Origin of the sequence: Colwellia sp. BRX10-9, assembly GCF_014077405.1 — a bacterium.
Classification (GTDB): Bacteria; Pseudomonadota; Gammaproteobacteria; order Enterobacterales; family Alteromonadaceae; genus Colwellia_A.
This window is the reverse complement of sequence record NZ_JACGVV010000004.1, coordinates 1-26,717: the sequence shown is the minus strand read 5'-3', so window position 1 is coordinate 26,717 and position 26,717 is coordinate 1. Positions and strand designations below refer to the sequence as shown.

Genomic DNA, 26,717 nt, shown 5'->3' with positions numbered 1-26,717 from the left:
TAACATGAGTGTTATCAATACAGAGAAGCAAACGCTCCAAAGCACGGTTGTAGATTTACAACTATGCTTTGGTGGTTTTTCTCATAAAGGTTTAAAGGCAGAAAACCAAGACGCTTTTGCTGCTATTGTGCCAAAAAAACTTGAATTACGCGCTAAAGGCGCGGTTGTGGCTATCGCAGATGGAGTATCGAGCGCAAGTAAAGCCGCTGAAGCTTCACAACTTGCGGTCACTCAATTTATTCAAGAGTATCTTGCTACGCCCGAAACATGGTCTACACAGAAATCTGCCGCTAAAGTATTAAGCAGTTTAAATAACTGGTTGTATTCACAAAGCGGATTTGTTGATGCTCTAGTTAATCAAGACTCGCCTCAATGGCTAACGACTTTTTCAGCGCTTATTGCTAAATCAAACACCGGTTATATTTTTCATGTTGGCGATACCCGTATAACAAAATATCGCCAGCAACAATTAGAAATTATAACCCGTGATCATAATCGTAAACAAATAGGGCAACAGGATTTATTAACACGCGCATTAGGTGCTGATAGCCATTTAGAAGTTGATGTTTATCAAGTCGATTTACAGGCAGGAGATTTATTTATGCTAAGTTGTGATGGTATTCATGACTTTGTTAGTAAAGCTGCTTTTAAAACACTCTTTGATTCATTGCCGTTATCACCAAATAAGTCTGACTTAGAAGCTCTTTCTGAAAAAATTGTTGCCACCGCACTTGAGCGCGGTAGTCATGACAATGTGACCTGCTTACTGGTTTATATTGACGCGATACCGAATCGGAAACTGGCAGAAATTGAACGCGACCTAAGTTCAAAAGCGATCCCTCCAGCATTAAAAGTTGGGCAGAAACTTGATGATTATCTTGTTAAAAAAATAATACACGCCAGTATTCGTTCACACTTGTATTTAGTCGTCGATGTTAAAACAGATAAGCCTTATGTGTTAAAAGCACCCTCTGCTAACTTTTCAGATGACGCCTTTTATTTACAAGGTTTTATGCGGGAAGCTTGGGTGGGAGAACGCATTAAACACGTTAATGTCATGCGTGTATTATCCGCTAAAAAAGACAGCCAGTTTTTATACCATGTATGTGAATACATTAAAGGGCAAACCCTGGGTGAATGGTTACATGACAACCCTAAACCTAGCATTGCGCAGGTCCGCGATATAATGAAACAAGTGATCGGCGCATTACGATCATTTCAACGTTTAGATTTAGTTCACCGCGACTTAAAGCCCGACAATATTATGATCGATGAATATGGTCAAATTAAATTGATTGATTACGGCACCGTATTTGTCGCTTCACTTGATGAAAACCAAGAAACAATAAAAGAACAAGTACCACACGGTTCATTAAATTATATTGCACCTGAAACCTTATTGCATATGCAAGCTGATTATCAAAGTGACCTATTCTCATTGGGGGTTATTTGTTATGAAATGTTATCTGGTGAACTTCCTTACAAACCAATGCAACGTGCTGAAGTCACTATTAAAAATTATAACGATATGCAATATCGCAGCATTAAACAGTTTCGACCTGAGTTACCCTTGTGGTTAGATTTAAGCCTTCAAAAAGCAACGGCTGCAGACCCAAAACAGCGCTATAGAGCCTTTTCAGAATTTTTTAGTGATTTAAATAAACCGAGTTCATCTGCCGTTGAAGAATACAAAAACCAACCCTTGTTAAAGCGTGATCCTATCTTTTTTTGGCAATTAGTATCAACCTTATTGTTTATTGCCTTGATGGTATCTTTAGTTAATTAACCCTTTCCCCCTTTGCACTTACCGCTGATGATTATGGTGCACACCTCTGGTGCGTTGATGCCTTCACTGCAGTGCAAAATCGCTGTTACAACTCACACATAAATCACTATCTAATTGAATTTATTAAAAAAAACTACTTGGTTCGTTTATTGCTAATAACAAATCATTATCTAATTCTGCTATTACAGCAGTAATTTAAAGAAGTAGGGTTCCAAAAATGAGTACACAACCTCAGAAGATCGTCGTCGTTGGTAATGGCATGGTTGGCCATCACTTTGTTGATGAAATGGCGAAACATGCCGGCTATGAAATTACCGTTCTATCAGCTGAAGACCGTTTAGCTTATGACCGCGTTCACTTATCAGAGTACTTTTCTGGAAAAACTGCTGATGATTTAGCCATGACTACGCCAGCATATTACAACGAAATAGGCGTTAATTTTTTTACCAACGCGAAAGTCACTAATATTAATAAAGCTGCACAAACCGTGACGACTGAATCGGGTGACATTTTCGCTTACGATAAATTAGTTATGGCGACAGGATCATACCCCTTTGTTCCCCCTATTCCAGGTAAAGAACGTGACCATTGTTTGGTTTATCGTACTATTCAAGATTTAGAAGACATTCAAGCGTCAGCTAAAGCGGGTAAAGTTGGTGTGGTGGTTGGTGGGGGGTTATTAGGTTTAGAAGCCGCTAACGCCCTTAAAGAACTTGGCCTGCAGACACACGTTGTAGAGTTTGCCCCACAATTGATGGGCGTGCAATTAGACAAAGACGGCGGCGCTTTATTGCGTTCAATGATCGAAGGTATTGGTGTTCAGGTACATACACAAAAAGCCACCAATGAAATTGTCGACGGTGAAGAATGTGTTCACCGAATGAATTTTGCCGATGGAACACATTTAGAAACTGACGTCATCTTATTCTCAGCCGGTATTCGCCCCTATGATAATTTAGCACGTGAATTTGATTTAGCGGTTGGCGAGCGAGGCGGCATTGTGGTTGATAACAACTGTAAAACCTCTAACGAAAATATTTACGCTATTGGTGAGTGTGCTTTGTGGAATAACTTTATTTTTGGTTTAGTGGCGCCAGGCTACACTATGGCTAAAGTGGCTGCCGATAACATTATTGGCGGTGAACAGCAGTTCACTGGTGCAGATATGAGCACTAAATTAAAATTAATGGGTATGGATGTCGGATCGATCGGCGATGCTCATGGCCGTACTCAAGGTTGTAAAAGCTACGTCTATTCAAATCAACCTGACCAAATTTATAAAAAAATAGTGGTCAGTGCCAATGGTAAAGAATTAATAGGTGCGGTTTTAGTGGGTGATACCAGTGAATACGATACCTTATTGCAATACGCATTAAATGGTATTGAATTACCAGAAAATCCCGACGGTTTAATTTTACCTAGCTCAGGCGAAAAACCCACCTTAGGCGTGGATGCTTTACCTAATACCGCGACTATCTGCTCATGTTTGAATGTCACCAAAGGCGATATTATTGCTGCTATTGATTGTGGCGCCGTTGATGTCGGTGAAGTAAAGTCTTCAACGAAAGCAGGAACAGGCTGTGGCGGTTGTGCCGCCTTATTGAAAAAAGTAACAGATCACGAATTAGAAAAACGTGGGGTAGAAATTAGCACTGACCTTTGCGAACATTTTGCTTACAGCCGGGTTGAGTTATTTCACATTGTGCAAGCAGAACAAATTAAAACCTTTGACCTTTTAGTAGAAAAACACGGTTCAGGTTTAGGCTGTGAAATTTGTAAGCCAGCAGCTGCGTCTATTCTCGCTTCGGTTTGGAACGATTACATATTAAAACCCGACCATGTATCACTACAAGACACCAATGATGTCTTTCTAGGTAATATGCAAAAAGATGGTACTTATTCTGTCGTTCCACGTATGCCAGGCGGTGAAGTAACCCCAGATAAGTTAATTGTTATTGGTGAAGTCGCTAAAGAATATAACCTATATACCAAAGTAACAGGCGGCCAACGTATCGACTTATTCGGCGCACGTGTTGACCAATTACCGGCGATATGGAAACGCTTAATTGATGCAGGTATGGAAACTGGTCATGCCTATGGCAAATCGTTACGTACGGTTAAATCTTGTGTTGGCAGCACTTGGTGTCGTTACGGCCAACAAGACAGCATGGCAATGGCCATTTTCTTAGAAGATCGCTACAAGGGCTTGCGTTCTCCTCATAAAATTAAGTTTGCGGTTTCGGGCTGTACACGCGAGTGTGCTGAAGCACAAAGTAAAGACATTGGTATTATTGCTACTGAAAACGGCTGGAACTTATACGTCAGTGGCAATGGCGGCATGAAGCCTCGCCATGGCGACTTATTCGCGACTGATTTAGATGATGAAACCTTAGTGAAATATATCGATCGTTACTTAATGTTTTATGTACGTACCGCAGATCGTTTAACCCGTACTTCTGTCTGGTTAGAAAACCTAGAAGGCGGCTTAGCCTACATGGAGAAAATAGTTAAGGACGATCACTTAGGGATTAATGCTGAATTAGAAAAGCAAATGCAAAATGTCGTTGATACCTATCAATGTGAGTGGAAAACAACCATCGAAAGTGAAGAGCAATTAAAGCGTTTTCGTCAGTTTGTTAACTCTGACACTGTCGATGGCAACATCGAATTCGTTACTGAGCGTGATCAAATTAGACCCGCTCAAGGTGATGAGAAAAAATATGGCGTTCAAATTCAAGCCGTTGATTTAACACCTGCATAAATACGTTTACGAATAAGGAAAATAAAATGACAACAGAAAATAGCTGGCAAACCATTTGCTCAACCAGTGATTTAATTAAAAACTCAGGTGTTTGTGCATTATTAGCAAACAAAGAACAAGTGGCTTTATTCCAAGTAGGTAAGGACACCGTTTATGCTATTTCTAACTTTGATCCCTTTGGTAAAGCAAACGTTTTATACCGTGGTTTAATTGGTGAAACTAAAGGTAATATTTACGTTGCTTCACCCTTATTAAAACAACGCTTTGTTTTAAATTCAGGAGCCTGTTTAGATGATGATACTTTAGCGATTAAAACCTATGAAACACGTGTTACTGATGGAAAATTAGAAATATTTGGTTAAGGATTTCATCCTTTATTTTCATAAAAATCCTAGCGAAGTTAACGGTGCTGGGATTTTTATTTTGTACCATTCATCATTAAATTTAAGCCTAATATGACTCACTTAGCACCTGCTAAAAAAAAGTATGCATACGCGAAGATTAATTATCCCAATTCTACATGCTAAGGTGTTTAAACAGTTCAATCCTGGAAGAGGTTATTTTGGTGCATCTTTGCATCACAAACTAATAAAAACGAGTATAAAAAATCAAAGGATAATCCTAACCAATTGATATAAATTCAATTAAACTTCTGGTGTGAATTGTGCTTTAATATTTTAAATATACTTAATTCTTAATTTTAATTTGAATAAATTGAAAAATAAAACCTTGTCTTTGCCTAATAAAAATACCATATATCAGGATGTTCCATCAGGATTAAAAGTATTGCTTGCTGAAATAAACCATGCAAAAGCAAAGGTATTAATGAGCGTACTGATAAATGAGCAATATGATATCTATCATGTTGCTCATTCTGGCGTACCTTTATTAAGAGATGTTAAACAGCTAAACCCAGACGTTATCATTATTGATATAGAATCTCCAAACAGAGATATGCTTGAAAACCTCAATAAAATTTCTCAATTCGCCCCAAAACCTATCGTAGTTTTTTCAGAACAACAATGTGCCAATACTACCATTAATCAGATGGTCAAATCAGGGGTTAGTGCTTATGTTGTAGGGGAAGTTAACCAAACAAGAGTGAAGTCAATTATTGATGTGGCTATTGCGAGATTTGAGCTTTTTCAAGGACTAAAACAAGAACTTGCTGACACTAAACAAAAATTGTCTAGCCAGAAAAGTATCGATAAAGCTAAACGTTGGTTAATGGAAACAAAACAACTGTCTGAAATAGATGCGTATCACTTCATTCGAAAAATAGCGATGGATAACAGCCAGAAAATGGATGATGTTGCCAAAAACATCCTTTCTGTTGCTAGCATTTTTTAGATATTTAAAGACGTGTTAAAGAATTGTAGAGAATATCAATTATGTTTAATATTGAAAAAAAAAATATAACCCTTGGCTTTATGCCATTAACAGATAGTGCCCCCTTAGTCATTGCTCATGAAATGGGATTTTTCGAAAAATGGGGGCTTAACGTAAACCTAACAAAACAAAATTCTTGGGCCACATTAAGAGATAAATTGCATAGCGGAGTTATTGACGCCGCCCAAATGTTAGCCCCTATGCCCATTGCCTGTAACTTAGGTTTACACGGACAAAAGTCAACCGTGATTGCCCCAATGATATTGAGTCGTAACGGTAATGGCATCACGTTATCGACTAAACTCTACCAAAAAATATTATTACAACACAATACCAATGAGATCAGTATGCCATTTTCGGCCAATATATTGAGACATGAAATAGAGCAACGAAAAAAAGAAGGTAATAAATTAACCTTCGCTGTCGTTTTTCCTTATAGCTGTCATCATTATCAACTTGTTGAATGGCTAAAGAATAGTGATATCGATCCATCAGACATTAATTTATTAATTGTACCTCCTTCAAACATGGTGCCATCTATGCATTCAGGGGATCTTGATGGCTTTTGTGTCGGTAGTCCTTGGAATGCTAAAGCGGTTAGAGAAGGTGTTGGCATCACAGGTGTTACTTCTTCTGACTTATGGGAAGATTCACCTGAGAAGGTGCTTGGATTAATGTCTGATTGGCAAGTTAAGCACCCAGAAACAACATTTGCTTTAGTATCAGCTTTATATGAAGCATGCCAATGGCTTGAAAATATTCCCAATCGCTTTGAAGCAGCGAGGTTCTTGAGTCGTGCAAAGTATTTAGACACACATATCGACGTAATTGCGCCTTCATTAATGGGGAGTTGCCTAACCCTTAACAATACATCACCTCGTAAAGTAGAAAGCTATCAACAATTTTCGACATTAGGTGATCCCACATTCAATAGGCCAGCACATCATTACGGTGAAAACATTGCCAAATTAATGCAAGCGTGTGGACACATAAACAGACAACAAATAACGGATCTAGACATTACTTCGATCTACAGGGAAGATATTTATCAAGCTGTAATATATAAGAATAAGTAGAGCCTTTATTAAAATGAAGTATCTGCCTACAGGCCTATAGACACCAAAATAGTGCAAATACTTCTCACTGTTGGAGCAAAGTATTTAATCAAAAAACATAAAATAAAGTAAGCCACTGATTTTAAATACAATTAATAGGTGGCACTAATTGTGCTTTATAGTTAATAGCGTTTTCATGTTAATTCAATCAACAGCGGTTGTTTTAACGATAAAGTGAAAATTGACTCAAAACTTATTTCGTTAAAACTAATCGCACTGCAACGACGTAGTCATTATTAGTTTGGCATTGAAGCCCACAGTACTCGGATTGTATCCGAAGTACTGTGGGCTTTTTTTATTTGGAGAAAGGTATTTTGAAAACGACTTTAAAAAATGAATGTAAAAAATTATGCCGTACTGTTATTGCAGGACTATGTATTTCTGGCTCCCTACTGACTTCGTCTTTGCAAGCAGCAGAGCTAGGCTACCCAGAAAAAGAAGAACTTAAATTTGGTTTTATTAAATTAACCGATATGGCCCCTATCGCTATTGCTTATGAGAAAGGATTTTTTGAAGATGAAGGCTTATACGTCACGATTGAATCTCAAGCTAACTGGAAAGTATTACTTGATGGCGTTATAGATGGTCGATTAGACGGTGCTCACATGCTTGCTGGCCAACCCATTGCAGCAACGATTGGTTACGGGACTAAAGCTGAAATCATTACGCCTTTTTCAATGGACTTAAATGGCAATGCGATTACTGTTTCTAATGAAATTTGGAAGCAAATGAAGGTCAATATTCCTAAGCAAGCCGATGGAAGACCTGTTCATCCTATTAAAGCTGATGCCTTAAAGCCTGTTGTAGAAAAGTATCTTGATGAAGGCAAACCTTTCAACATGGGTATGGTGTTTCCAGTGTCGACACATAACTACGAGTTACGCTATTGGTTAGCGGCTGGTGATATTCATCCTGGATTTTACGCTCCTCATAAAGGTGATACATCAGGAAAGATTGACGCACAAGTGCTGTTGTCAGTAACGCCTCCTCCACAAATGCCAGCCACAATGGAAGCCGGCACTATTTATGGTTATTGTGTAGGTGAACCTTGGAACCAACAAGCCGTATTTAAAGGCATTGGTGTGCCGGTCGTTACCGATTATGAAATTTGGAAGAACAACCCGGAAAAAGTATTTGGTATTACTAAAGCCTTTGCTGACAAATACCCAAATACCACCATTCGTTTAACACGCGCATTGATTCGTGCCGCTAAATGGTTAGACGAAAACAATAATGCTAACCGTCCAGAAGCAGTGAAAATTTTATCTCAATCGAACTATGTTGGTGCTGATTACGACGTTATCGCAAACAGCATGACAGGGACTTTCGAGTACGAAAAAGGCGATGTGCGTTCAGTACCTGACTTCAACGTATTCTTTCGCTACAACGCCACTTATCCTTACTACTCTGATGCTATTTGGTATTTAACACAAATGCGTCGTTGGGGACAAATTAGCGATGACAAACCTGATAGTTGGTACAAAGATATTGCCGCACAAGTTTATCGTCCTGATATTTACATGGCTGCAGCGCAATCATTAGTTGATGACAAGTTATTGTCTAAAAGCGACTTTTCAGACTTAGTCGGTGAAGACGGTTTCCGTGCTCCTCAAAAACACTTTATTGACAACATTGTTTATGACGGTACTCAACCAAACGCCTATATAAACAAGTTTAAAATTGGCCTAAAAGCCGGTGACAAACTTTAGAACCTTGTCGTATTTTAGCCAGTACTTTACTGAGTAGTTATGCGCTGTCCATTAACTGGCAGCGCATAAAGGAGAGCAAAAATGACTGCTGTAATTAATAAAAAAACATTAGGTATTGTGCCAATGAGTAATAACAAAATAATCGGGTCCTTTATTTCAGAAAAGGCACAAGCGTTGATATTACCTATGGCCGGTATCTTCTGTTTTATGCTGCTATGGTCGTTTACGGCAAGTAGCATTGATACTTCGCTCGGAAAATTCCCTGGCCCCAGTGCAGTGGCTACTCAAGTAGTTAATTTAATTGATGAACATAATGCTGAACGCGACAAAGAAGATGCTTTTTATATTCGCCAGGACGAACGAAATAAAGTGCGCATGGCAAAAGATCCAAGCTATCAAGCTAAAATACGAGTTTATACCGGTAAAGAAACATTTTTAGACCAAATATTCACCAGTTTAGTGACGGTAATTAGTGGCTTTTTAGTGGCTGCTGTTGTTGCTATTCCCTTAGGTATTGCCATTGGTTTAAGTAAAAATTTAAATACGGCAATAAACCCTATTATACAAATTTTTAAACCCGTATCTCCTTTGGCTTGGCTACCGATAGTAACCATGGTAGTCAGTGCACTTTATGTATCTCCTGATCCTATGTTTGCTAAATCTTTTATCACCTCTTTAATCACAGTAACTTTATGTAGTCTTTGGCCTATGGTCATCAACACTTCTTTTGGTGTGGCTTCAATAAATAAAGACTGGGTGAATGTCAGTAAAGTATTAAGCCTGCCTAAACACGTTCATATTCAAAAAATTGTTTTACCTGCTTCCATTCCTGCCATTTTTACTGGCATGAGAATGTCATTAGGTATTGCTTGGATGGTACTTATTGCGGCTGAAATGCTGGCACAAAATCCAGGGTTAGGAAAGTTCGTTTGGGATGAATTCCAAAACGGCAGCTCACAATCTCTTAGTCGCATTATGACCGCAGTATTAACCATAGGCCTTATTGGCTACATGCTTGATAGAACCATGCTGCAACTGCAAAGAATATTGTCTTGGGACAAATCAAGCGCACAACTTTAGCCAATATAGGATTAAGGAAATCACATGAGCATTATTTTAGACATCAGCAAAGTAGATATGGTATTTCCAACCCCTAAAGGTGATTTTACCGCGTTAAAGGGTGTTGATTTACAAATAAAAAAAGGTGAATTCATTTCACTTATAGGTCATTCAGGTTGTGGTAAATCAACCGTATTGAATATTGTTGCCTGTTTGCACAGAGCAACATTAGGTGGCGTATTATTAAATAACAAAGAAGTAACAGAACCCGGCCCTGAACGTGCTGTTGTTTTTCAAAACCATTCATTATTGCCTTGGTTAACCGCCTATCAAAATATTGAGTTAGCGGTAAAACAAGTCTTCAAAAATAAAATGTCTTCAAGCGAAATGAAAGAATGGATCGAACATAACTTACGTTTAGTTCATATGGATCATGCAAAAGACAAGCGTCCTGATGAAATTTCAGGCGGTATGAAACAACGTATTGGTATTGCCAGAGCTTTAGCAATGAAACCAGAAGTACTTTTGATGGATGAACCTTTTGGTGCGCTCGACGCTTTAACGCGAGCTCATATGCAAGACTCATTAATGGAAATTCAGCAAAAGCTTAACAACACCGTCATCATGATCACCCATGACGTAGATGAAGCTGTTTTATTATCAGATCGCATTGTCATGATGACCAACGGGCCAGCCGCGACAATAGGCGAAATATTAGACGTCAACTTACCTCATCCAAGAAACCGTTTAGCGCTAGCAGAAGATGTTGAATATAACCGATTGCGCTCAGCTGTTTTAACTTTTTTGTATGAAAAACAAAGAAAAGTTGAAGTTATTCCTACAGCTAAATCAACTGAAAAAGCTGAAGTAAAACAAAAGACGTCCAGTGTTGCTTAATATATTTCGCTAAATTGAAAAATTATAAAAATAATTTAAAAAAACTTTAAGGGATAAACCATGAAAAACGTTCATACATTCTCAAAAATTACGGCAGTGGTTTTGTTAGCAAGTGCCAGTGCTTCAGCAACCGCAAATAGCGAGACTAAAGCTAAAGCCAGTATAGATTTAAACTTGCGATATGAAAAAGTTGATCAAGACAATACCAAAAAAGATGCCTCAGCGTTAACGCTAAGAACTCGTCTAAATTACACCAGTGCTAGCTACAATAATTTTACCGCAGTTGTTGAATTTGAAGACTCACGCCAAGTAGCGGGTATTAACAGGTATAACGATGCCGTGGGCAATAATACTGAATATTCTGTTATTGCCGATCCAGAAACGACTGAATTAGACCAAGCTTATGTGCAATACAAAAAAGATGGGATCACCGCTAAAGTCGGTCGCCAAGTACTGACCTTAGATAATCATCGTTATGTTGGGCATGTAGGATGGCGTCAAGATAGACAAACATTTGATGCCGCGACCATAACTTATGACGCATTAGACAATGTAAAAATGAGCTATAGCTACATTAATAAACGTAATCGTATTTTTTCCAATGAAAAAGATTTTAATGCAAAAGACCATTTACTTAACCTCGCCTACAAAACGAGTTATGGCAAACTAACCGTTTACAGCTATCTCTTAGAAGTTGATGAAGGAACCGCTAATAGCTTAGATACTTTCGGGGTGAGTTTTAACGGTAAAAAAGACAAGTTTTCATATTCAGCCGAATTTGCTACTCAAGATTCAGAAAGCGGCGCAACTGACTACTCTGCAAGCTATATGGCCATAGAAGGCGGCTATAGCTTTGATGCGCTAACTCTTAAATTAGGTGCAGAAGTTCTAGGCAGTGATGATTCAATGGTTGGGTTTTCAACACCACTGGCGACACTGCATAAATTCAATGGTTGGGCAGATCAATTTTTAGGCACACCAAAAGAAGGCTTGGTTGATCTTTATGCCTCTGTGTCAGGTAAAGCATTCGGCGGCGGTTGGACAGTGACAATTCATGATTATTCTGCTGATGAATCAACCAATACGGTTGATGATTTAGGCAGCGAAATTAATGCCGTTTACGCGAAAAAATTCGCTAAGAATTATAAGGCAGGCTTAAAGTATGCGGCTTACTCAGCAGGCGATTCTACTGCAGGTAAAGTTGATACAGATAAAATTTGGCTTTGGGTAAGTGCAAATTTTTAGCTCTCCAAACACACTTATAATGATAACGCTCTACAGGTTTGTTAAGCGTTATCACAAATTGTAAACCCATATCACTATTGCAGCAGGTAAATAAAATTAGCTCAAGTAACCAACAAATCATAGAGAAACAAAAAGTTGTCGTGGTCGGTAACGGCATGGTGGGTCACCATTTTGTTGAGCAATTGGCTCAAATGAACACAGCTGCTCAAGCCATTGAGATAACCGTTTTGTCAGCAGAGCCTCGCCTTGCTTATGACCGTGTTCACCTTTCAACATACTTTAGCGGTAAAACAGCGGCAGATCTGGCCATGGCTGACGAAACAACTTACCAAGATTGGACGGTAAATTTTCAAACTAATGCCAAAGTTGTTGATATCGATCGCAGCAATAAGCATGTTGTCACACAAAACGGCCAAGTTATCGCTTATGACAAACTCATCTTAGCCACTGGCTCTTATCCTTTTGTACCGCCTATTCCAGGAAAAGACCGCGAGCATTGTTTGGTTTATCGCACCATAGATGACTTAGATAAGATTCAGGCCAGCGCAAAGGTCAGTAAAGTGGGGGTGGTTATCGGCGGTGGTTTACTCGGCCTTGAAGCTGCAAATGCGCTAAGCCACTTAGGCTTAAAAACCCATGTCGTTGAATTTGCATCACAATTAATGGGGGTACAAATTGATGCTGGTGGCGGTCGCTTATTAAAAGAAAAAATTGAAGCTTTAGGTGTTGAGGTGCATACATCAAAAGCCACCAGCGTAATTGAAGACGGCGAAATCTGTCGTTATAAACTGTGTTTTAGTGATAATACCGAGCTAGAAACTGACCTTATTTTATTTTCCGCAGGTATTCGCCCTTATGACAATCTAGCTAAATCATTCGCGCTTGAAATGGGTGAACGAGGCGGTATTGTGATTAATGACCACTGCCAAACCTCAGATAAAAATATCTATGCGATTGGCGAATGTGCGCTTTGGAACAACTTCATTTTTGGTTTAGTGGCGCCGGGTTACCAGATGGCTAAGGTGGCGGCAAAACATATTATGGGTGAACAAACCTTGTTTACCGGTGCCGATATGAGTACCAAATTGAAACTCATGGGTGTTGAAGTAGGCTCAATAGGTGACGCTCACGCAAAAACAACCGGGGCAATAACCTATACCTATCAAAATCAACCGGCTGGCGTTTACAAGAAAATTGTTATCTCTAGTGACAAAAGCAAAATGCTTGGCGCAGTATTAATTGGTGATACCCGTGAATACGACACGTTATTGCAATATATGCTTAATGACATAGGTTTACCTGAATCACCCGAAACGCTGATATTGCCTTGGTCAGGTGAAAAGCCAACATTAGACGTTGGTGCACTACCTGATAGCGCGATTATTTGTTCATGTCATCAGGTCACAAAAAGCAATATTATCAGCTCAATCGTTCAAGGAGCTTATACCCTAGATGATATTAAAATTTGTACTAAAGCCAGTAGCGGATGTGGCGGTTGTAGCGCTTTATTGAAAAATCTGGCTGAGGCAGAATTTGCAAGCCGTGCTGTGAAAGTTAAACAAGATATTTGTCTAAATGTCATCGAATAAAATTCGAACATAAATAAATAAACAAAACATCCCATATAAAGCGGGCTGTATATCATTCTCTGTTTTAAAGGTAAATTTTATGAGTTGTTCTCAATCGTCACATATTGTTCAATCAACTTGTGCATACTGTGGTGTAGGTTGTGGTATTGATATTACGGTTAACAATGGCAAGGCCAGTGCATTAGTCGGCACCATAGAGCACCCAGCCAACTTTGGACAACTGTGTGTTAAAGGTACCAATTTATTAGCCACCACAGATTTAACCAACCGCTTGCTTGAGCCACAAATAAATAATAAAACGGTTGATTGGTCAACAGCGACAAATCATGTTGCCGATAAATTTACACAAATTATTAAAGAGCATGGTGCTGATGCCGTGGCTTTTTATGTATCAGGACAGCTACTGACTGAAGATTATTATCTGGCGAATAAATTAATGAAAGGCTATATAGGTTCAGCCAATATAGATACCAATTCACGCCTTTGCATGTCTTCAGCGGTTGCCGCTTATAAGCGCAGTTTCGGTGAGGACGTTGTACCATGTAGCTATGACGATTTAGACAGTACAGAGCTGTTATTAATTACCGGCTCTAATGCCGCTTGGACCCATCCGGTATTATTTCAACGTATTGAACGTGCTAAAAAACGTAATCCAGCGATGAAAATTGTGGTTATTGACCCGCGTAAAACCGCAACCTGTCAAATAGCTGATTATTTTTTACCGATAAAGCCAGGCACTGACGCCGCATTTTTTAACGGTCTTTTAAACTACTTAAGCGCTAACAATGGCTTAAATAATGACTATATTGCACAGCATACCCAAGGTTTCGAACAAGCTTTATTAGCAGCAAAAAAATGGTCACTCGCTGAAGTATCAGCCTATTGCGATATTGACCAACAAACCCTTGCCAGTGTCTATCAATTATTTGCCGACACTGAAAAAGTACTCAGCTTTTATTCAATGGGCATTAACCAGTCAAACTCAGGCACTGATAAGTGTCAAAGCATTATTAATTGTCATTTAGCCACCGGAAAAATAGCCAAAGACGGTTGTGGGCCTTTTTCTATCACAGGTCAACCCAACGCTATGGGCGGTAGAGAAGTGGGAGGTTTGTCTAATCAATTAGCCGCTCATATGGATATTGAAAACCCTGAACACCGCTCAACAGTGCAACGTTTTTGGCAATCCCCCACTATCGCTGTTAAAGCAGGTTATAAGGCGGTTGATCTGTTTGACGCTATCGATGAAGGTAAAATAAAAGCGGTCTGGATAATGGCAACTAACCCGATGGTAAGCTTGCCCGACGTTAAAAAAATAGCCCAAGCATTAAATAAATGTGAATATGTTGTGGTCTCAGACTGTGCTGAAAATAATGATACGTTAGACTTTGCTGATGTAAAACTACCGGCAACGCCATGGCTAGAAAAAAACGGTACCGTTACCAACTCAGAGCGCAGAATTTCGCGCCAAACTAATGCTATAGCTCCGAGCGGACAAGCAAAGCACGACTGGCAAATTATTGCGGACGTTGCCACGGCCATGGGTTTTTCAGGCTTTGACTATTCACACGTTAGTGAGGTATTTAGAGAGTTCGCTCAACTGTCAGGTTTTGAAAACAATGGCAAACGAGTCTTTGATATCTCTGCATTTTCAGCCATTACTCCAAAACAGTATAACCGTTTAAAGCCTCTACAATGGCCAGTTAATGATACCTATCCTGAAGGTAAAAAACGTGTTTATGAAGAGGGTAAGTTTTCTACCCCTTCAGGTAAAGCTGTCTTTTTTCCTATTACGCCACGCCAGCCAACTCAAAAATTATCCGCTAAATTTCCCTTTAGGCTAAACAGTGGTCGATTAAGAGATCAATGGCATACGATGTCTCGAACCGGCAAATCCCCTCAGCTCACCGCTCATACCGATAAATGTTACCTTTATATTAATCCTGATGACGCGGCGCGATTAAGCATAATAGATGATGAGATAGTCAATATTGCATCAAATACTGGGCAAGCAAAAGTGCATGCAAAGTTAGATAAAAACCAGCGTTCTAATGAATGTTTTATGCCTATTCATTGGAATAAGCAATTTGCGTCTAGCGCAAATGTTAACAACTTATATGAGAGCATTACCGACCCGTTTTCTGGTCAACCTGAAATGAAGCATGGCGCGATCGCATTAAGCAAAACAGATTTTGTCCAGTTTGGTCAACTTCATCTTAGCGAAGAATTTATCGTGCAATGCCAAATGAGTAATGACTTTTGGAATAAAGCACGCACCCATTATGGCCTTAGTTATCAATTTGCTAATATTGAACTTGAAAGTGACCTTTTAAATTGGTGTCAAACAAGCAGCCATATATCTGGTGAGTGGCACCAATTTAGCCAAGCAGGCACCTCTTACATTATTTGCTTACAAGCCAATAAATTAGTTTTCTTGTGTTATATGTCAACAACACAGCCCCGTATTGAAAGCGCATGGATTAATTATGCTTTTGGTCAGTCATCTCTAAGCGAAGCCAATATTAAATCTTTACTCGCAGGGACTTCAAGTGAAGAGTTCGCCAAAGGTAAACAAATTTGTAGCTGCTTTAATATTGGTGAAAAAGACATTGTAGGCGCCATTAAAGGCGGCTGTAGTTCTGTTGAACAATTAGGAGAGGGGTTAAAATGTGGCACAAACTGTGGTTCATGTAAATCAGAATTAGCTGCATTACTTAGTGAACATCACATCGATAAAGCCACATTAATTAACAGCACCTGGGAAGAATAATGGATAGCGCTTGCCAGTAAATGTAAAGCTTGCGAGCACTAGCAGATTATAATATGACATTTTAGCTATTATTAGATAAAATGTCGGCAGACTTAAATAAACTGGCGATGGTCAGTTGTGCCTAAATATGAAATATAATGCCAATTCAAACACCTGTTAAACGCCCAAATACCTTTTTAGAACTCCTATATAATATTGCTATTCCATCGATTATTTTAATGAAACTTTCAACAGATGAGTATTTAGGCACTGTACCGGCCTTAATTTTCGCCTTATTGTTTCCACTCGGTTATGGCTTGTATGATTTTATTAAAAACAAGTCGATGAATTTTATTTCCTTATTAGGATTTTTCAGTACCTTGTTAACGGGTGGCATAGGTTTATTTGAACTGGACGTTGAATGGCTCGCTATCAAAGAAGCTGCCATTCCATCTGTTATCGGCATAGTTGTGCTGATATCTGGTTTTTGGGGAAAACCCTTAATTGCTAAAATATTGTTAAATCCACTGTTATTTAATTTAGATTTAATCTATCAAACGCTAGCAAGCAAAAACAAAACTGATCAGTTTAAAGCAAGAATTCAGTGGGCAAATCATCTTTTAGCTTCAACCTTTGTTTTTTCTGCCACGATGAATTACTTATTAGCTAAATGGATTGTTATTAGCCCCGCTGGCACAGTAGAGTTTAATGAGCAACTTGGCGAAATGACACTGTTAAGTTATCCCGTGATTGCCGTACCTTCAATGGTGATGCTAATTGCAATTATGTTCTATGTGGTAAAAAGTACCATGAAATTAACAGATTTAACGTTAGAAAAAATATTAAACGGTGAGAAATAACCTCCTAATTACCGATTAATTATAGACGGATGTAAGTGGATAATGCTCGACCTACTCCGTCTATTTTCAATAAAGTCAATTTTTGTATTGCTCAGTTAATAACCCTGTACTATTTTTCTTTAGTCATTAACCATTCAGACAATAACCTCACCCCAAAACCTGTACCGCCGGTGGGTACTTCATCTTTTGCTTTACTGCTAAGGGCATTACCGGCAATATCAAGATGAGCCCATCGTACATCGCCAACAAAGTGCTGGAGAAAACTAGCTGCTGTGGTTGCACCTGGCCCACCTGAACCGGTATTCTTTAAATCTGCAATGTCCGTTTCAAGCATATCTTTATACCCTAGCGGTAATCGCCATAAATTTTCATTCACTTGTTTACCTGCAAAGGTTAATTCGGTAACTAACGCTTCGTCATCTGAGAATAAACCAGCATAACGGTCACCTAATGCTCGAACTTTTGAGCCCGTTAAAGTGGCTAAATCTATCATGATTTCTGGCTTGTAGTATTGACGCGCATACCAGAGTGCATCAGATAAAACCAAGCGCCCTTCTGCATCTGTATTAACCACCTCAACCGTTAGCCCTTCTGCTGTTTTAACAACATCTCCAGGTGCTATAGAAAATTGAGAGACCATATTAGCCGCCATCCCCATGACAGCAACAACATTCACTTTAGCTTTATTTAAAGCAAGTCCCTTAATAGTCCCTAACGCTGCAGCTGCACCGGCCATATCCGACTTCATTCGGGCAATAGATGCGCCGGTTTTAATGCTATAGCCACCAGAGTCAAAGGTAATACCTTTTCCCACTAAAGCGATCGGTGCCTCATCGTTACCTTGATAATGGGCAACAACTAAACGTGACCCTTCTTTACTACCACGGCCAACAGCCTCAAGTGCTCCCATACCTAATTTTTTAATCTGTTTAGGCGTTAACACTTTTATTTCGACACCGAGTTTTTTTAACTCTTTTGCCGCATTAGCAAAAGCAACAGGTGTCATCTCTGTCGGTACTTCACTGGTTAAATCTCGCGCTAAAAAGACACCTTGCTCGATATTAGCTAATGGGGCATACGCTGCTTGAGCTTGCTTGCCATTTTCAACATCAAACATAAACGTTTTTTCACTACGCTTTTCATTGTGATACTGCTCAAAACGATGAGCACGTAAACTTACACCATGTGCCAATAAAGATGCGGCTGTATTGCTAGACACTAAATCATCAGTTGATACTTTAATAACCTGAGTTAATTTAGTGTCTAACTTAGCCAATAAGTTACCGCCCAAAGCGGTCAACTTATCTTTACTCAGTTGTGCTTGTGGGCCTGTTCCAACAATTAACACACGCTCATAATGTAAACCATAAGGTGCAACAACTTGTAAAAAGCTACCGTACTCACTGCTGAAATCTTCTGCTTTCACAGCTCTACTTAAGTGACCTTGACTTTCCTTATCGAATGCAGAGAAATCACTATTTTTCCCCTCTTTTGTGTGAAAGATAACTAAGGTATCTGCAACCGTTGAAACAGAATCTGCAAAAGTTATTGTTTCTGCCAATACCGTTGTGCTAGCAAGCATAGCGCCTAAAACAACTGAGATGGTGGTACGTTTTAACAACATAAAAACCTCTATTTAATGGATAATAAGAATAATATTAAGATATACGACAATAAAGTCATATTAGTTCAATGACTATTCCAAGGAAAATATTCATATAAAATAGGATTTTATAGCGATCAATTAAAGATTAATATGATTGATTTTTATCTGGTATTTAATAAAAAACATTATCAATGTATGTCTTTTTTAAAATGGTGTTAATTACCTATATTTAGGGCGGCATAACCGTTTATACTTTCTTGCTATTAATATTTTACTTGGATTTAACATGATTGATTTTCGCTCTGACACCGTAACAAGACCCTCCTTGAAAATGCGCAATGCAATGTCGCAGGCAGAGGTTGGTGATGATGTTTATGGTGACGACCCAACAGTAAATGAATTAGAGCAATGGTCTGCCAAACGTCATGGCTTTGATGCTGCACTCTTTTGTAGCTCAGGGACACAAGCAAATCTACTCGCCTTAATGGCACACTGTCAGCGAGGCGACGAGTATTTGTGTGGCCAACAAGCCCACAACTACAAATTTGAAGGTGGTGGCGCGGCAGTACTAGGTTCAATTCAACCACAACCGATAGAAAATGAGAAAGATGGCACCCTTTGCTTAATTAAGCTTGCCCAAGCGATTAAACCAGATGATTCACATTTTGCTCACACAAAACTGGTTAGCATTGAAAATACCATAAATGGTAAAGTATTGCCGTTACACTATTTAGCAGAACTGCGCGAGTTTGTTAATAAGCATCAATTAAGTTTGCATTTAGATGGCGCGCGAGTATATAACGCTGCGACCGCATTAGACGTAGATATCACTGAGATAGCCCAATATTTTGATAGCATGTCGATTTGTTTATCTAAAGGCTTAGGCGCACCAATTGGCTCATTACTACTAGGTTCAACGCAAATCATAAAGCAGGCAAGAAGATGGCGAAAAGTACTGGGTGGCGGAATGCGTCAAGCCGGTATTCTCTGTGCAGCAGCTAAAATAGCGTTAACCGAAAATGTTGAAAAACTTAAAGTTGACCACGAAAATGCTTATTACTTGGCAGAGCAACTTAATAAAATAAGCGGGTTTACTGTTAATGTAGAGCAAGTCACCACTAATATGGTCTTTGTAAAAGTCGACAGTTCTATCGATATTAATACCATGGCTAACGCGCTAAAAACAAAAAAAATTCTAATATCCCCCAGTGAAAACATGCGTTTGGTAACTCACTTAGATATTAGTAAAGCAGATATTAATAGCTTTATTACAGCGGTAAAAAATCACTTAACGAGCGTAGCTTAAATTTTTAACTAAAAAGTAAATATTGTGCTATTCGTAATAGATTATTTTGATTAATTATCTATACTCGATATATCAAATAAATTATATGCGAAAAATCAAATGGATAAGTCTCGTAGAAGCGTGATTAAGAAAATAGCCTTAGGCGGCGCGGCAACCATAGCCATTGCCAAAGCGCCCTATGTATTTGCGCGCAATAAGGTGACCTTACGCATATTGGGTACGCATGTAACATTACAAGAAGAATTACGACAAAAAGCGATGGAAGACCTAGGGATAAATTTGATATTTGAGCCTAAAGGTAGCGCTGCAGTTTTACAAAAAGCGTCAATGTTTCCTCAGTCATTTGATCTCTATGAGCAATGGTCAAACAGTATTAATGTGCTTTGGCGCTCTGGTGCTATTCAATCGATAGACAAAAGAAGAATAACCCATTGGGATGAAATTAATAACCTAAGTAAAACAGGAAAAATAACGCAGTCGGCGAAACTCGGTGACGGCGATGCACCTTATAAAATATTACACGTACAAAAAAACAATCAATTAGGCGAAAACCATACCAACGATTTAAGTTTCTTACCCTATGTGCATAATGTTGACTCTTTTGGCTACAACACTGACTTTATTAAAAAAGGCATACCTTACGAGACTGAAAGTTGGGGCTGGCTATTAGATGAAAAATACAGTGGCCGTGTCGGTATTATCAATGCGCCGACCATAGGTCTTTTTGACTTAGCTCTCGCCGCACAAGCTAAGAATCTAATGTCATTTAATAATATTGGCGCCATGACCAAGCCAGAATTAGACAAACTTTTTGGTATATTAATAGGCTTGAAACAAGCAGGTCACTTCAGTGGTTTATGGACTTCGGTGCCTGAGTCGATTCAATTTATGAAATCGGGTCGTGTGGTAATAGAAAGCATGTTTTCTCCTGCTGTAGCCTCACTAAACGGCATGAATGTACCGGTAACTTACGCAGCACCTAAAGAGGGTTATCGCGGTTGGCACGGAGTTATGTGTTTATCTAAGGCGACAACTGGCAAGGTAAAAGACGCAGCCTATGATTATATGAATTGGTGGCTATCTGGTTGGCCAGGTGCTTACATTGCCAGACAAGGCTATTATATTTCAAACCCTGAGCGTACTGCTCGCTACCTTTCTCCGCAAGAGTGGGATTACTGGTATGACGGAAAACCCGCCGCGATCGACTTAAAAGGTACTGATAATAAAGTATCTGTTTATAAAGGAAATATTCGTCGCGGGGGCAGTTATGAAAAACGATTTAGCAATGTTGCTGTTTGGAATACTGTTATGCCAACCTATGACTATAGCCTGCAAAAGTGGTATGAATTTATTAATGCTTAAACAATCAAATTTTTATGCCAATATAATAAGCATTCAAACTCAAGGGTGCCAGTAATGTTTCGAAGTTTAAAAACACAATTGATGCTTTCGCTCGCCCTCATTATTTTACTTTTTATCGGCCAGGAGACTGTTTCGTATCAGAACCAAAAACGATTAGTAACGGGCTTAGCCTCTAATCAAGAAATAGTTGATGGAGTCGTTCAGGTTAAAGCATTAGAGAAAGATGTTTTAGATTTACAGCGCAATGTGCTTATTTATAAAGAAAATCAAGCTTCTTCAGTATTAAAACGATTAAATGACATGATGAGTTCGGTAACAGGGAAATTAGCTATAACCTCGCTCTTTATCGAAAAAAATAACATTGGCACCGATCAGCAAGTCGCGATAGAGAGTATGCGTGATCACTTAAAAGCTTATCGAGAAAACTTTGATTCGGTTGTCTTACTCATCGATAAAAAAAGTGAATTATTTAATAAAACCATAGTAACTCACCTAAGCCATCTAAATACCATCACCGATGAGGTCTCTAATGGTATTCATCTTAACCAATCTATTCAAACGACTCATGTAACAACCAAGAAACTTGCAGATCTGACTTCGGCCTTACAACTTTCGGCTTATCAATATTTTATACGACCTAATACTGAGAATATTACCAACTTTCAGTCTATTTTTAGCCAAGTAGAAAGTACCGCAGCGCCACTCAATATCGATGGCTTTACTTCAACATTAACCGCTTTATCTAGTGACTTTAATTTGTTGACGCAAGTAACCCGAAATTATAATTACTTAGTCAATGTGGTTATGTCTGGCTCTGCTAACGAATTTTTATATTTAGCAAAAAATTTAAGTGAAGTTGCTTTAACCCATCTTGATTCAAGTAACGCTCAGCTGAACACCCTAGTTGAAGAGTCTGTTATTCGTGGCAATATTATGTTTATTCTTGGTATTTTCCTGACCAGTCTTATTACTGTCTATATTTTGAAAAGACTTATATTTCCAATAGAAAAAGTAACTCAAGTATTTAATGCACTTGCTGAAAATAAAATAATTAATGAAAAGCTTGAACTTAACGTTAATCGCAAAGATGAGATAGGTCATCTAATGAAATCGGCGACTATATTTCAATTAAAAAACAAACAAACCAATGATTTATTACTACAGTCACAACAATTAAATCAACAGCTGGTTCTATCACAAAAAAGGGCTGAACAGGCAACTAAAGCAAAAAGCATGTTTTTAGCAAATATGAGTCACGAAATTAGAACACCGATGAATGGTGTGGTGGGTATGCTGAGTTTATTATCTAACACGCCACTAAACGATGAACAAAAAGAATATATTAATTTGGTAAATTCGAGCTCTGAATCATTGTTGACCTTAATTAATAGTATTTTAGACTACTCTAAAATTGAATCAGGAAAACTAGCAATAGAAAGTATTCATTTTAATGTCACTGATATTATTAACGAAGTCGTCATAATAATGAATGCACTTGCTGAAAAAAAATCATTAGTACTTAACATTAGGTCGATGTCACTTTCACAAAAGACCGTTATTGGCGATCCTACAAGACTTAAACAAATACTGATTAATCTGCTAAGTAATGCCATTAAGTTTACTGAACAAGGCACTATTGACCTTGAAGTTGAACTGACAGAAATAAATAAAGAACAACTTAACTTCTCGTGTAAAGTCAGTGACACAGGTATAGGCCTTTCAGAAGAACAGCAGCAGAATATTTTCACTCCATTTTCTCAAGCTGATAATTCAACCACTCGAAAATATGGCGGTACAGGTTTAGGTTTAACGATTGTAAAACAGTTATGTGAACTTATGTCCGGAGATATAGATATAAAAAGCACCTTAAATAAAGGTAGCTGCTTTTCCTTTTATTTAGTTTATCAAAAACCAGAAAATGATATTACTGACAGTGCTGAGCCAGACATCGCAATTAACCCGGTTAACTTATCCTTTAAAAAAATACTTTTGGTGGAAGACAACAGAATAAATCAAATTGTTGCCACTAAAATTCTAACCAAATTAACGTTAAGCGCCGACATAGCCGTAAATGGTATTCACGCGCTAGAAAAACTAAACTCGTCTAGTTACGATTTAATTTTGATGGACTGTCAGATGCCTGAAATGGATGGCTATCAAACAACTAAAGCTATCCGAGCCGGAGAGGCAGGGAAAGCGCACCAAGATATTGCGATTATCGCTATGACTGCCAATGCGATGAAAGGAGATAAAGAAAGGTGTTTAAGTGCCGGTATGAACGACTACCTGGCTAAACCCATTGATATCAATAAACTCCACCAAAAACTTACGTTTTGGATGAATAAAAATAATAAAACATCATAAAAATAGGGCTTTTAGTATTAATGATGCGATAAAAATCATCAATACTAAAAGTTAAATCGGCGTGTGACTAGGACGACAAGGCCTAAAGCAAAATACCCCATGTTGACGGTTCAGTTACCCCGTGGCTATTGGCTTAGTAACGGCAAAGGATATTTCAATGCGGGTAATATCACTAAGGCCATAAAACCAATAAATTGTAAAAAATAATTTTTCTATTATTTTTACACCACTTATTTATCTTTAAATTTACGTTGCATTATGAAATTTTTTGCAAATTGCACAGATGAATAATCTTGTGCCCATAATCAATGATTATTGATATTTTATAAACTCAAGAAAAAGCTAAAGTGCATGATTAGCTCATTAATTGTTGAGTACTTATTTAAGATCAAAGCGTTAAATAAGTCTCTTTAAGGCAACATCTCGCATTTATTTTGTGCATAATAGCGCCTCTGCACTTTTAACATCGAGCCATTATATGAAAAACAACATAGTTGACTTACAAGGTAAGCTAAACGCATTACTGCTTTCTTACCGTGATAGCTTTGTCGAGGGTGCTGTAGCCGATTATATTCCTGCTCTTGCTAGTGTAAAAGCCGACTTTGCCGGCATAGCAGTCGCGACCATTGACGGAAAAACAGTTGGCGCCGGTGATTATCAGCACGCTTTTTCTATTCAAAGTATTTCAAAAATATTTGGTTTAGTAATGGCGATGAATCGCCTAGGTGATTCTTTGTGGCAACGCGTAAGAATGGAGCCCTCAGGTCAACCTTTCAATTCTATTATTCAGTTGGAGTGGGAAAAAGGTATCCCCAGAAATCCGGTAATAAATGCGGGTGCTTTATTAGTGGCTGACGTATTAACCAGTCATTACTCAGCAAGTAAGTTGGCTTTTTTAGGCTTTGTTAGGAAGCTAGCAAACAATGAAGACATTCGCGTTGACCTTGAAGTTTATCAATCTGAATTCACCCATGGTAATCGTAATGCCGCCCTAGCCTACTTAATGAAAAGCTTTGGTAATATTGAAGCCGAAATTCCAGATGTACTCAGCCATTATTTTACTCAGTGTTCAATTAGCATGAGTTGCGAGCAGCTCGCGCAAAGCTTACTATTTTTAGCCAACAAAGGTGTCGACCCATTAACGAAACGGGTTATTTGTAGTCCAAAAGATGCACATCGCGTTAATGCAATATTGTCAACCAGTGGTATGTATGATCAATCTGGTGAGTTCGCTTTTTCTGTCGGTTTACCAGCTAAAAGTGGTGTGGGTGGTGGTTTAATTGCTATCGTGCCAAATTATGGCGTGATCTGTACATGGAGCCCACCGTTAAACAGTTTTGGTAATTCTGTTGTTGGTATGAAGTTAGTAGAAGGTATTGCAGAAGAATTAGGCTTGTCTATTTACCATTAATCGCTGGCATCAGCTATTTGTGTCTTAAATACCTAGGTTAACTAAAAGCAGCACGTTTCTAGTTAAAAACGGCTGCTCAAAGTCACTTATTGTGCAAGTATATAATTATTGTTGAAAACGATAAACTGCACCTAAAGATAAGATTTGTGAAAGTTCATCTAATGCCGTGCGTGACTCAATAATTAATTGTGGGTCTCGTAAATCATCTATGACTAATTTGTCGCGATAATGACGATTAACCCAAGTCACTAATCGGTTATATAATGCTGGTGTTAGCAAGCAGTCAGGATTAACCCCAAGTAACTCTTGCTCGGTGAGCGCAACTCTTAGCCGTAAACATGCCGGACCACCACCATTTTTCATACTTTCATTGACATCAAAAAACTCAACATGATTTATTGGGTTATCACCAGCAATTAATGTTTGTAGGTAATGATTAACCTGACTATTTTCCCGACAATGCATCGGGGCAATAATAGCCATAGAATTATCAGCTAATGTGACAATTTGAGTATTAAATAAATACGTATTAACCGCTGCTTCAATCGACACTTGCTCGGTTGAAACTTCAAGAAAGTGCAGTTTATCGCCGTTATACTTTCGAGTGACTTCGGCTTTGAATTCTGCCGTATTTAAATATGCTTGCTCATGGTAAAGAAAAACATTCTGGTTACCGACGGCAATCACGTCATTATGAAAAACACCTTGATCGATAATATCGGGGTTTTGTTGAACAAAAACAGCTTTATCTTCAGAAAGGCCATGTAATCTTGCGATCGCCTGACTCGCCTCCAACGTTTGACGAGCAGGAAACTTAACGGGTGCTGGTTTATTTCGATTAAAAGCATAACGACCATAAGTAAAGATCTCTATACCAGCATCTCCATAACCTTCACATAATCGCGTATGGTTAGCAGCCCCTTCATCACCAAAGTGTTCATTATCGTTAAGGTGCTGATGATGCTGAAAATACTTATCATCGTTGAACATAGCTTTAAGGATTTTACTGGTCGTTTCAGGTTCGAGTGAACGATGAAACTTATTCGCTAAATTAGCTGAGGTAAAATGGACCTTTTTATCAACCGTATCCGCTGATGGTGAAACGGTTGCTGCATTGGCTGTCCACATCGTTGATGCAGAACAACAAGCGGCGAGTAGTGTTGGCGAAGCTTTATAAGCTGCTAACAATATTTGCGCATCGCTGCCGTGAAAGCCCAACCTTTTAAGCGTATAGAGGTCAGGACGTTCTTGAGGGGCAAATACACCTTGTTTTAACCCCATATCGTGCAACGCTTTCATTTTTTTCAAACCTTGCAAGGCTGCTTCTTTAGGGTTTGAGCTGTTATTAGTATTTGATAATGAGGCAACATTCCCCTCAGAAAGACCCGCATAATTATGGGTTGGGCCCACTAAACCATCAAAATTCACTTCGAAACTTTTCATTATTACCTCGACCTTTAAATCATTTTTTTAATTTTTTTAATTTTTTTAATTTTTTTAATTTTTTTA

The 26,717-nt window shown here is 38.6% G+C and carries 17 protein-coding genes and 1 pseudogene; 16 read left to right on the top strand and 2 right to left on the bottom strand.

Annotation, left to right across the window (positions count from 1 at the left end; genetic code table 11):
- The first annotated feature begins 4 nt into the window (after positions 1-4).
- The 12 genes and pseudogenes from H4J69_RS03555 to H4J69_RS03500 all read left to right on the top strand — a co-directional run bounded on the left by H4J69_RS03555 (position 5) and on the right by H4J69_RS03500 (position 17,159).
- Positions 5-1,786, top strand: coding sequence for a bifunctional protein-serine/threonine kinase/phosphatase (locus tag H4J69_RS03555; protein ID WP_182213416.1), 1,782 nt, complete (start codon positions 5-7; stop codon positions 1,784-1,786).
- 217 nt (positions 1,787-2,003) lie between these two features.
- The gene (gene nirB, locus H4J69_RS03550; protein ID WP_182230005.1) at positions 2,004-4,547 is read left to right on the top strand and encodes a nitrite reductase large subunit NirB; all 2,544 of its coding nucleotides are present in this window, start codon (positions 2,004-2,006) and stop codon (positions 4,545-4,547) included.
- 26 nt (positions 4,548-4,573) lie between these two features.
- A complete protein-coding gene (gene nirD / locus H4J69_RS03545; protein WP_182202631.1) occupies positions 4,574-4,909 on the top strand; it encodes a nitrite reductase small subunit NirD in 336 nt (111 codons plus the stop codon).
- Positions 4,910-5,261: 352 nt separating this feature from the next.
- Positions 5,262-5,897, top strand: a complete 636-nt coding sequence (locus H4J69_RS03540) for an ANTAR domain-containing response regulator (protein ID WP_259366313.1) — start codon at positions 5,262-5,264, stop codon at positions 5,895-5,897.
- A gap of 41 nt (positions 5,898-5,938) precedes the next feature.
- The gene (locus H4J69_RS03535; protein WP_182213412.1) at positions 5,939-7,012 is read left to right on the top strand and encodes a CmpA/NrtA family ABC transporter substrate-binding protein; all 1,074 of its coding nucleotides are present in this window, start codon (positions 5,939-5,941) and stop codon (positions 7,010-7,012) included.
- A 401-nt stretch (positions 7,013-7,413) separates the two neighbouring features.
- Positions 7,414-8,760: a CmpA/NrtA family ABC transporter substrate-binding protein gene (locus H4J69_RS03530; protein ID WP_182230069.1), complete on the top strand. Its 1,347-nt coding sequence runs from the start codon at positions 7,414-7,416 to the stop codon at positions 8,758-8,760.
- Between the two features lie 123 nt (positions 8,761-8,883).
- Positions 8,884-9,840, top strand: a complete 957-nt coding sequence (locus H4J69_RS03525; protein WP_259367705.1) for an ABC transporter permease — start codon at positions 8,884-8,886, stop codon at positions 9,838-9,840.
- A gap of 24 nt (positions 9,841-9,864) precedes the next feature.
- Complete coding sequence (locus tag H4J69_RS03520; RefSeq protein WP_182230003.1) at positions 9,865-10,716, top strand: ABC transporter ATP-binding protein; 852 nt, start codon at positions 9,865-9,867, stop codon at positions 10,714-10,716.
- A gap of 60 nt (positions 10,717-10,776) precedes the next feature.
- On the top strand, positions 10,777-11,961 hold the full coding sequence (locus tag H4J69_RS03515; protein ID WP_182244522.1) for an alginate export family protein: 1,185 nt from the start codon (positions 10,777-10,779) through the stop codon (positions 11,959-11,961).
- Positions 11,962-12,077: 116 nt separating this feature from the next.
- A pseudogene (locus H4J69_RS03510) lies at positions 12,078-13,532 on the top strand (FAD-dependent oxidoreductase); the annotation flags it as partial.
- A gap of 97 nt (positions 13,533-13,629) precedes the next feature.
- Positions 13,630-16,320 carry a nitrate reductase gene (locus H4J69_RS03505; protein WP_182244523.1) on the top strand — a complete coding sequence of 897 codons (2,691 nt, stop codon included), beginning with the start codon at positions 13,630-13,632 and terminating at the stop codon, positions 16,318-16,320.
- A gap of 137 nt (positions 16,321-16,457) precedes the next feature.
- Positions 16,458-17,159, top strand: a complete 702-nt coding sequence (locus H4J69_RS03500; protein ID WP_182213403.1) for a VC0807 family protein — start codon at positions 16,458-16,460, stop codon at positions 17,157-17,159.
- 109 nt (positions 17,160-17,268) lie between these two features.
- Here the strand turns inward: H4J69_RS03500 and H4J69_RS03495 are convergent, their stop codons facing one another.
- Complete coding sequence (locus tag H4J69_RS03495; protein WP_404842389.1) at positions 17,269-18,783, bottom strand: leucyl aminopeptidase; 1,515 nt, start codon at positions 18,781-18,783, stop codon at positions 17,269-17,271.
- Positions 18,784-19,051: 268 nt separating this feature from the next.
- On the opposite strand from H4J69_RS03495, the gene ltaE reads away from it, so the two are divergent.
- From ltaE to glsB, 4 genes are all read left to right on the top strand, one after another.
- A complete protein-coding gene (gene ltaE / locus H4J69_RS03490; RefSeq protein ID WP_182213401.1) occupies positions 19,052-20,071 on the top strand; it encodes a low-specificity L-threonine aldolase in 1,020 nt (339 codons plus the stop codon).
- A 99-nt stretch (positions 20,072-20,170) separates the two neighbouring features.
- The gene (locus H4J69_RS03485) at positions 20,171-21,433 is read left to right on the top strand and encodes a PotD/PotF family extracellular solute-binding protein (protein ID WP_182213400.1); all 1,263 of its coding nucleotides are present in this window, start codon (positions 20,171-20,173) and stop codon (positions 21,431-21,433) included.
- 54 nt (positions 21,434-21,487) lie between these two features.
- Positions 21,488-23,797 carry an ATP-binding protein gene (locus H4J69_RS03480; protein WP_182213399.1) on the top strand — a complete coding sequence of 770 codons (2,310 nt, stop codon included), beginning with the start codon at positions 21,488-21,490 and terminating at the stop codon, positions 23,795-23,797.
- A 478-nt stretch (positions 23,798-24,275) separates the two neighbouring features.
- Positions 24,276-25,208 (top strand): glutaminase B, encoded by a 933-nt coding sequence (glsB, locus tag H4J69_RS03475; protein ID WP_083277928.1) that lies wholly within the window; start codon positions 24,276-24,278, stop codon positions 25,206-25,208.
- Between the two features lie 105 nt (positions 25,209-25,313).
- On the opposite strand, the gene astB is transcribed toward glsB, so the two are convergent.
- Positions 25,314-26,651 (bottom strand): N-succinylarginine dihydrolase, encoded by a 1,338-nt coding sequence (gene astB, locus H4J69_RS03470; RefSeq protein WP_182244524.1) that lies wholly within the window; start codon positions 26,649-26,651, stop codon positions 25,314-25,316.
- Positions 26,652-26,717: the final 66 nt, after the last annotated feature.

Bases quoted from the DNA above. Each gene is read 5' to 3' on its own strand.
- H4J69_RS03555 (WP_182213416.1), top strand. From the start codon at position 5: ATGAGTGTTATCAATACAGAGAAGCAAACGCTCCAAAGCACGGTTGTA.
- H4J69_RS03480 (WP_182213399.1), top strand. From the start codon at position 21,488: ATGTTTCGAAGTTTAAAAACACAATTGATGCTTTCGCTCGCCCTCATT.
- astB (WP_182244524.1), bottom strand. From the start codon at position 26,651: ATGAAAAGTTTCGAAGTGAATTTTGATGGTTTAGTGGGCCCAACCCAT.
- H4J69_RS03505 (WP_182244523.1), top strand. From the start codon at position 13,630: ATGAGTTGTTCTCAATCGTCACATATTGTTCAATCAACTTGTGCATAC.
- H4J69_RS03535 (WP_182213412.1), top strand. From the start codon at position 5,939: ATGTTTAATATTGAAAAAAAAAATATAACCCTTGGCTTTATGCCATTA.
- nirD (WP_182202631.1), top strand. From the start codon at position 4,574: ATGACAACAGAAAATAGCTGGCAAACCATTTGCTCAACCAGTGATTTA.
- H4J69_RS03515 (WP_182244522.1), top strand. From the start codon at position 10,777: ATGAAAAACGTTCATACATTCTCAAAAATTACGGCAGTGGTTTTGTTA.
- glsB (WP_083277928.1), top strand. From the start codon at position 24,276: ATGAAAAACAACATAGTTGACTTACAAGGTAAGCTAAACGCATTACTG.
- H4J69_RS03520 (WP_182230003.1), top strand. From the start codon at position 9,865: ATGAGCATTATTTTAGACATCAGCAAAGTAGATATGGTATTTCCAACC.
- H4J69_RS03495 (WP_404842389.1), bottom strand. From the start codon at position 18,783: ATGTTGTTAAAACGTACCACCATCTCAGTTGTTTTAGGCGCTATGCTT.
- H4J69_RS03500 (WP_182213403.1), top strand. From the start codon at position 16,458: ATGCCAATTCAAACACCTGTTAAACGCCCAAATACCTTTTTAGAACTC.
- ltaE (WP_182213401.1), top strand. From the start codon at position 19,052: ATGATTGATTTTCGCTCTGACACCGTAACAAGACCCTCCTTGAAAATG.
- H4J69_RS03525 (WP_259367705.1), top strand. From the start codon at position 8,884: ATGAGTAATAACAAAATAATCGGGTCCTTTATTTCAGAAAAGGCACAA.
- nirB (WP_182230005.1), top strand. From the start codon at position 2,004: ATGAGTACACAACCTCAGAAGATCGTCGTCGTTGGTAATGGCATGGTT.
- H4J69_RS03485 (WP_182213400.1), top strand. From the start codon at position 20,171: ATGGATAAGTCTCGTAGAAGCGTGATTAAGAAAATAGCCTTAGGCGGC.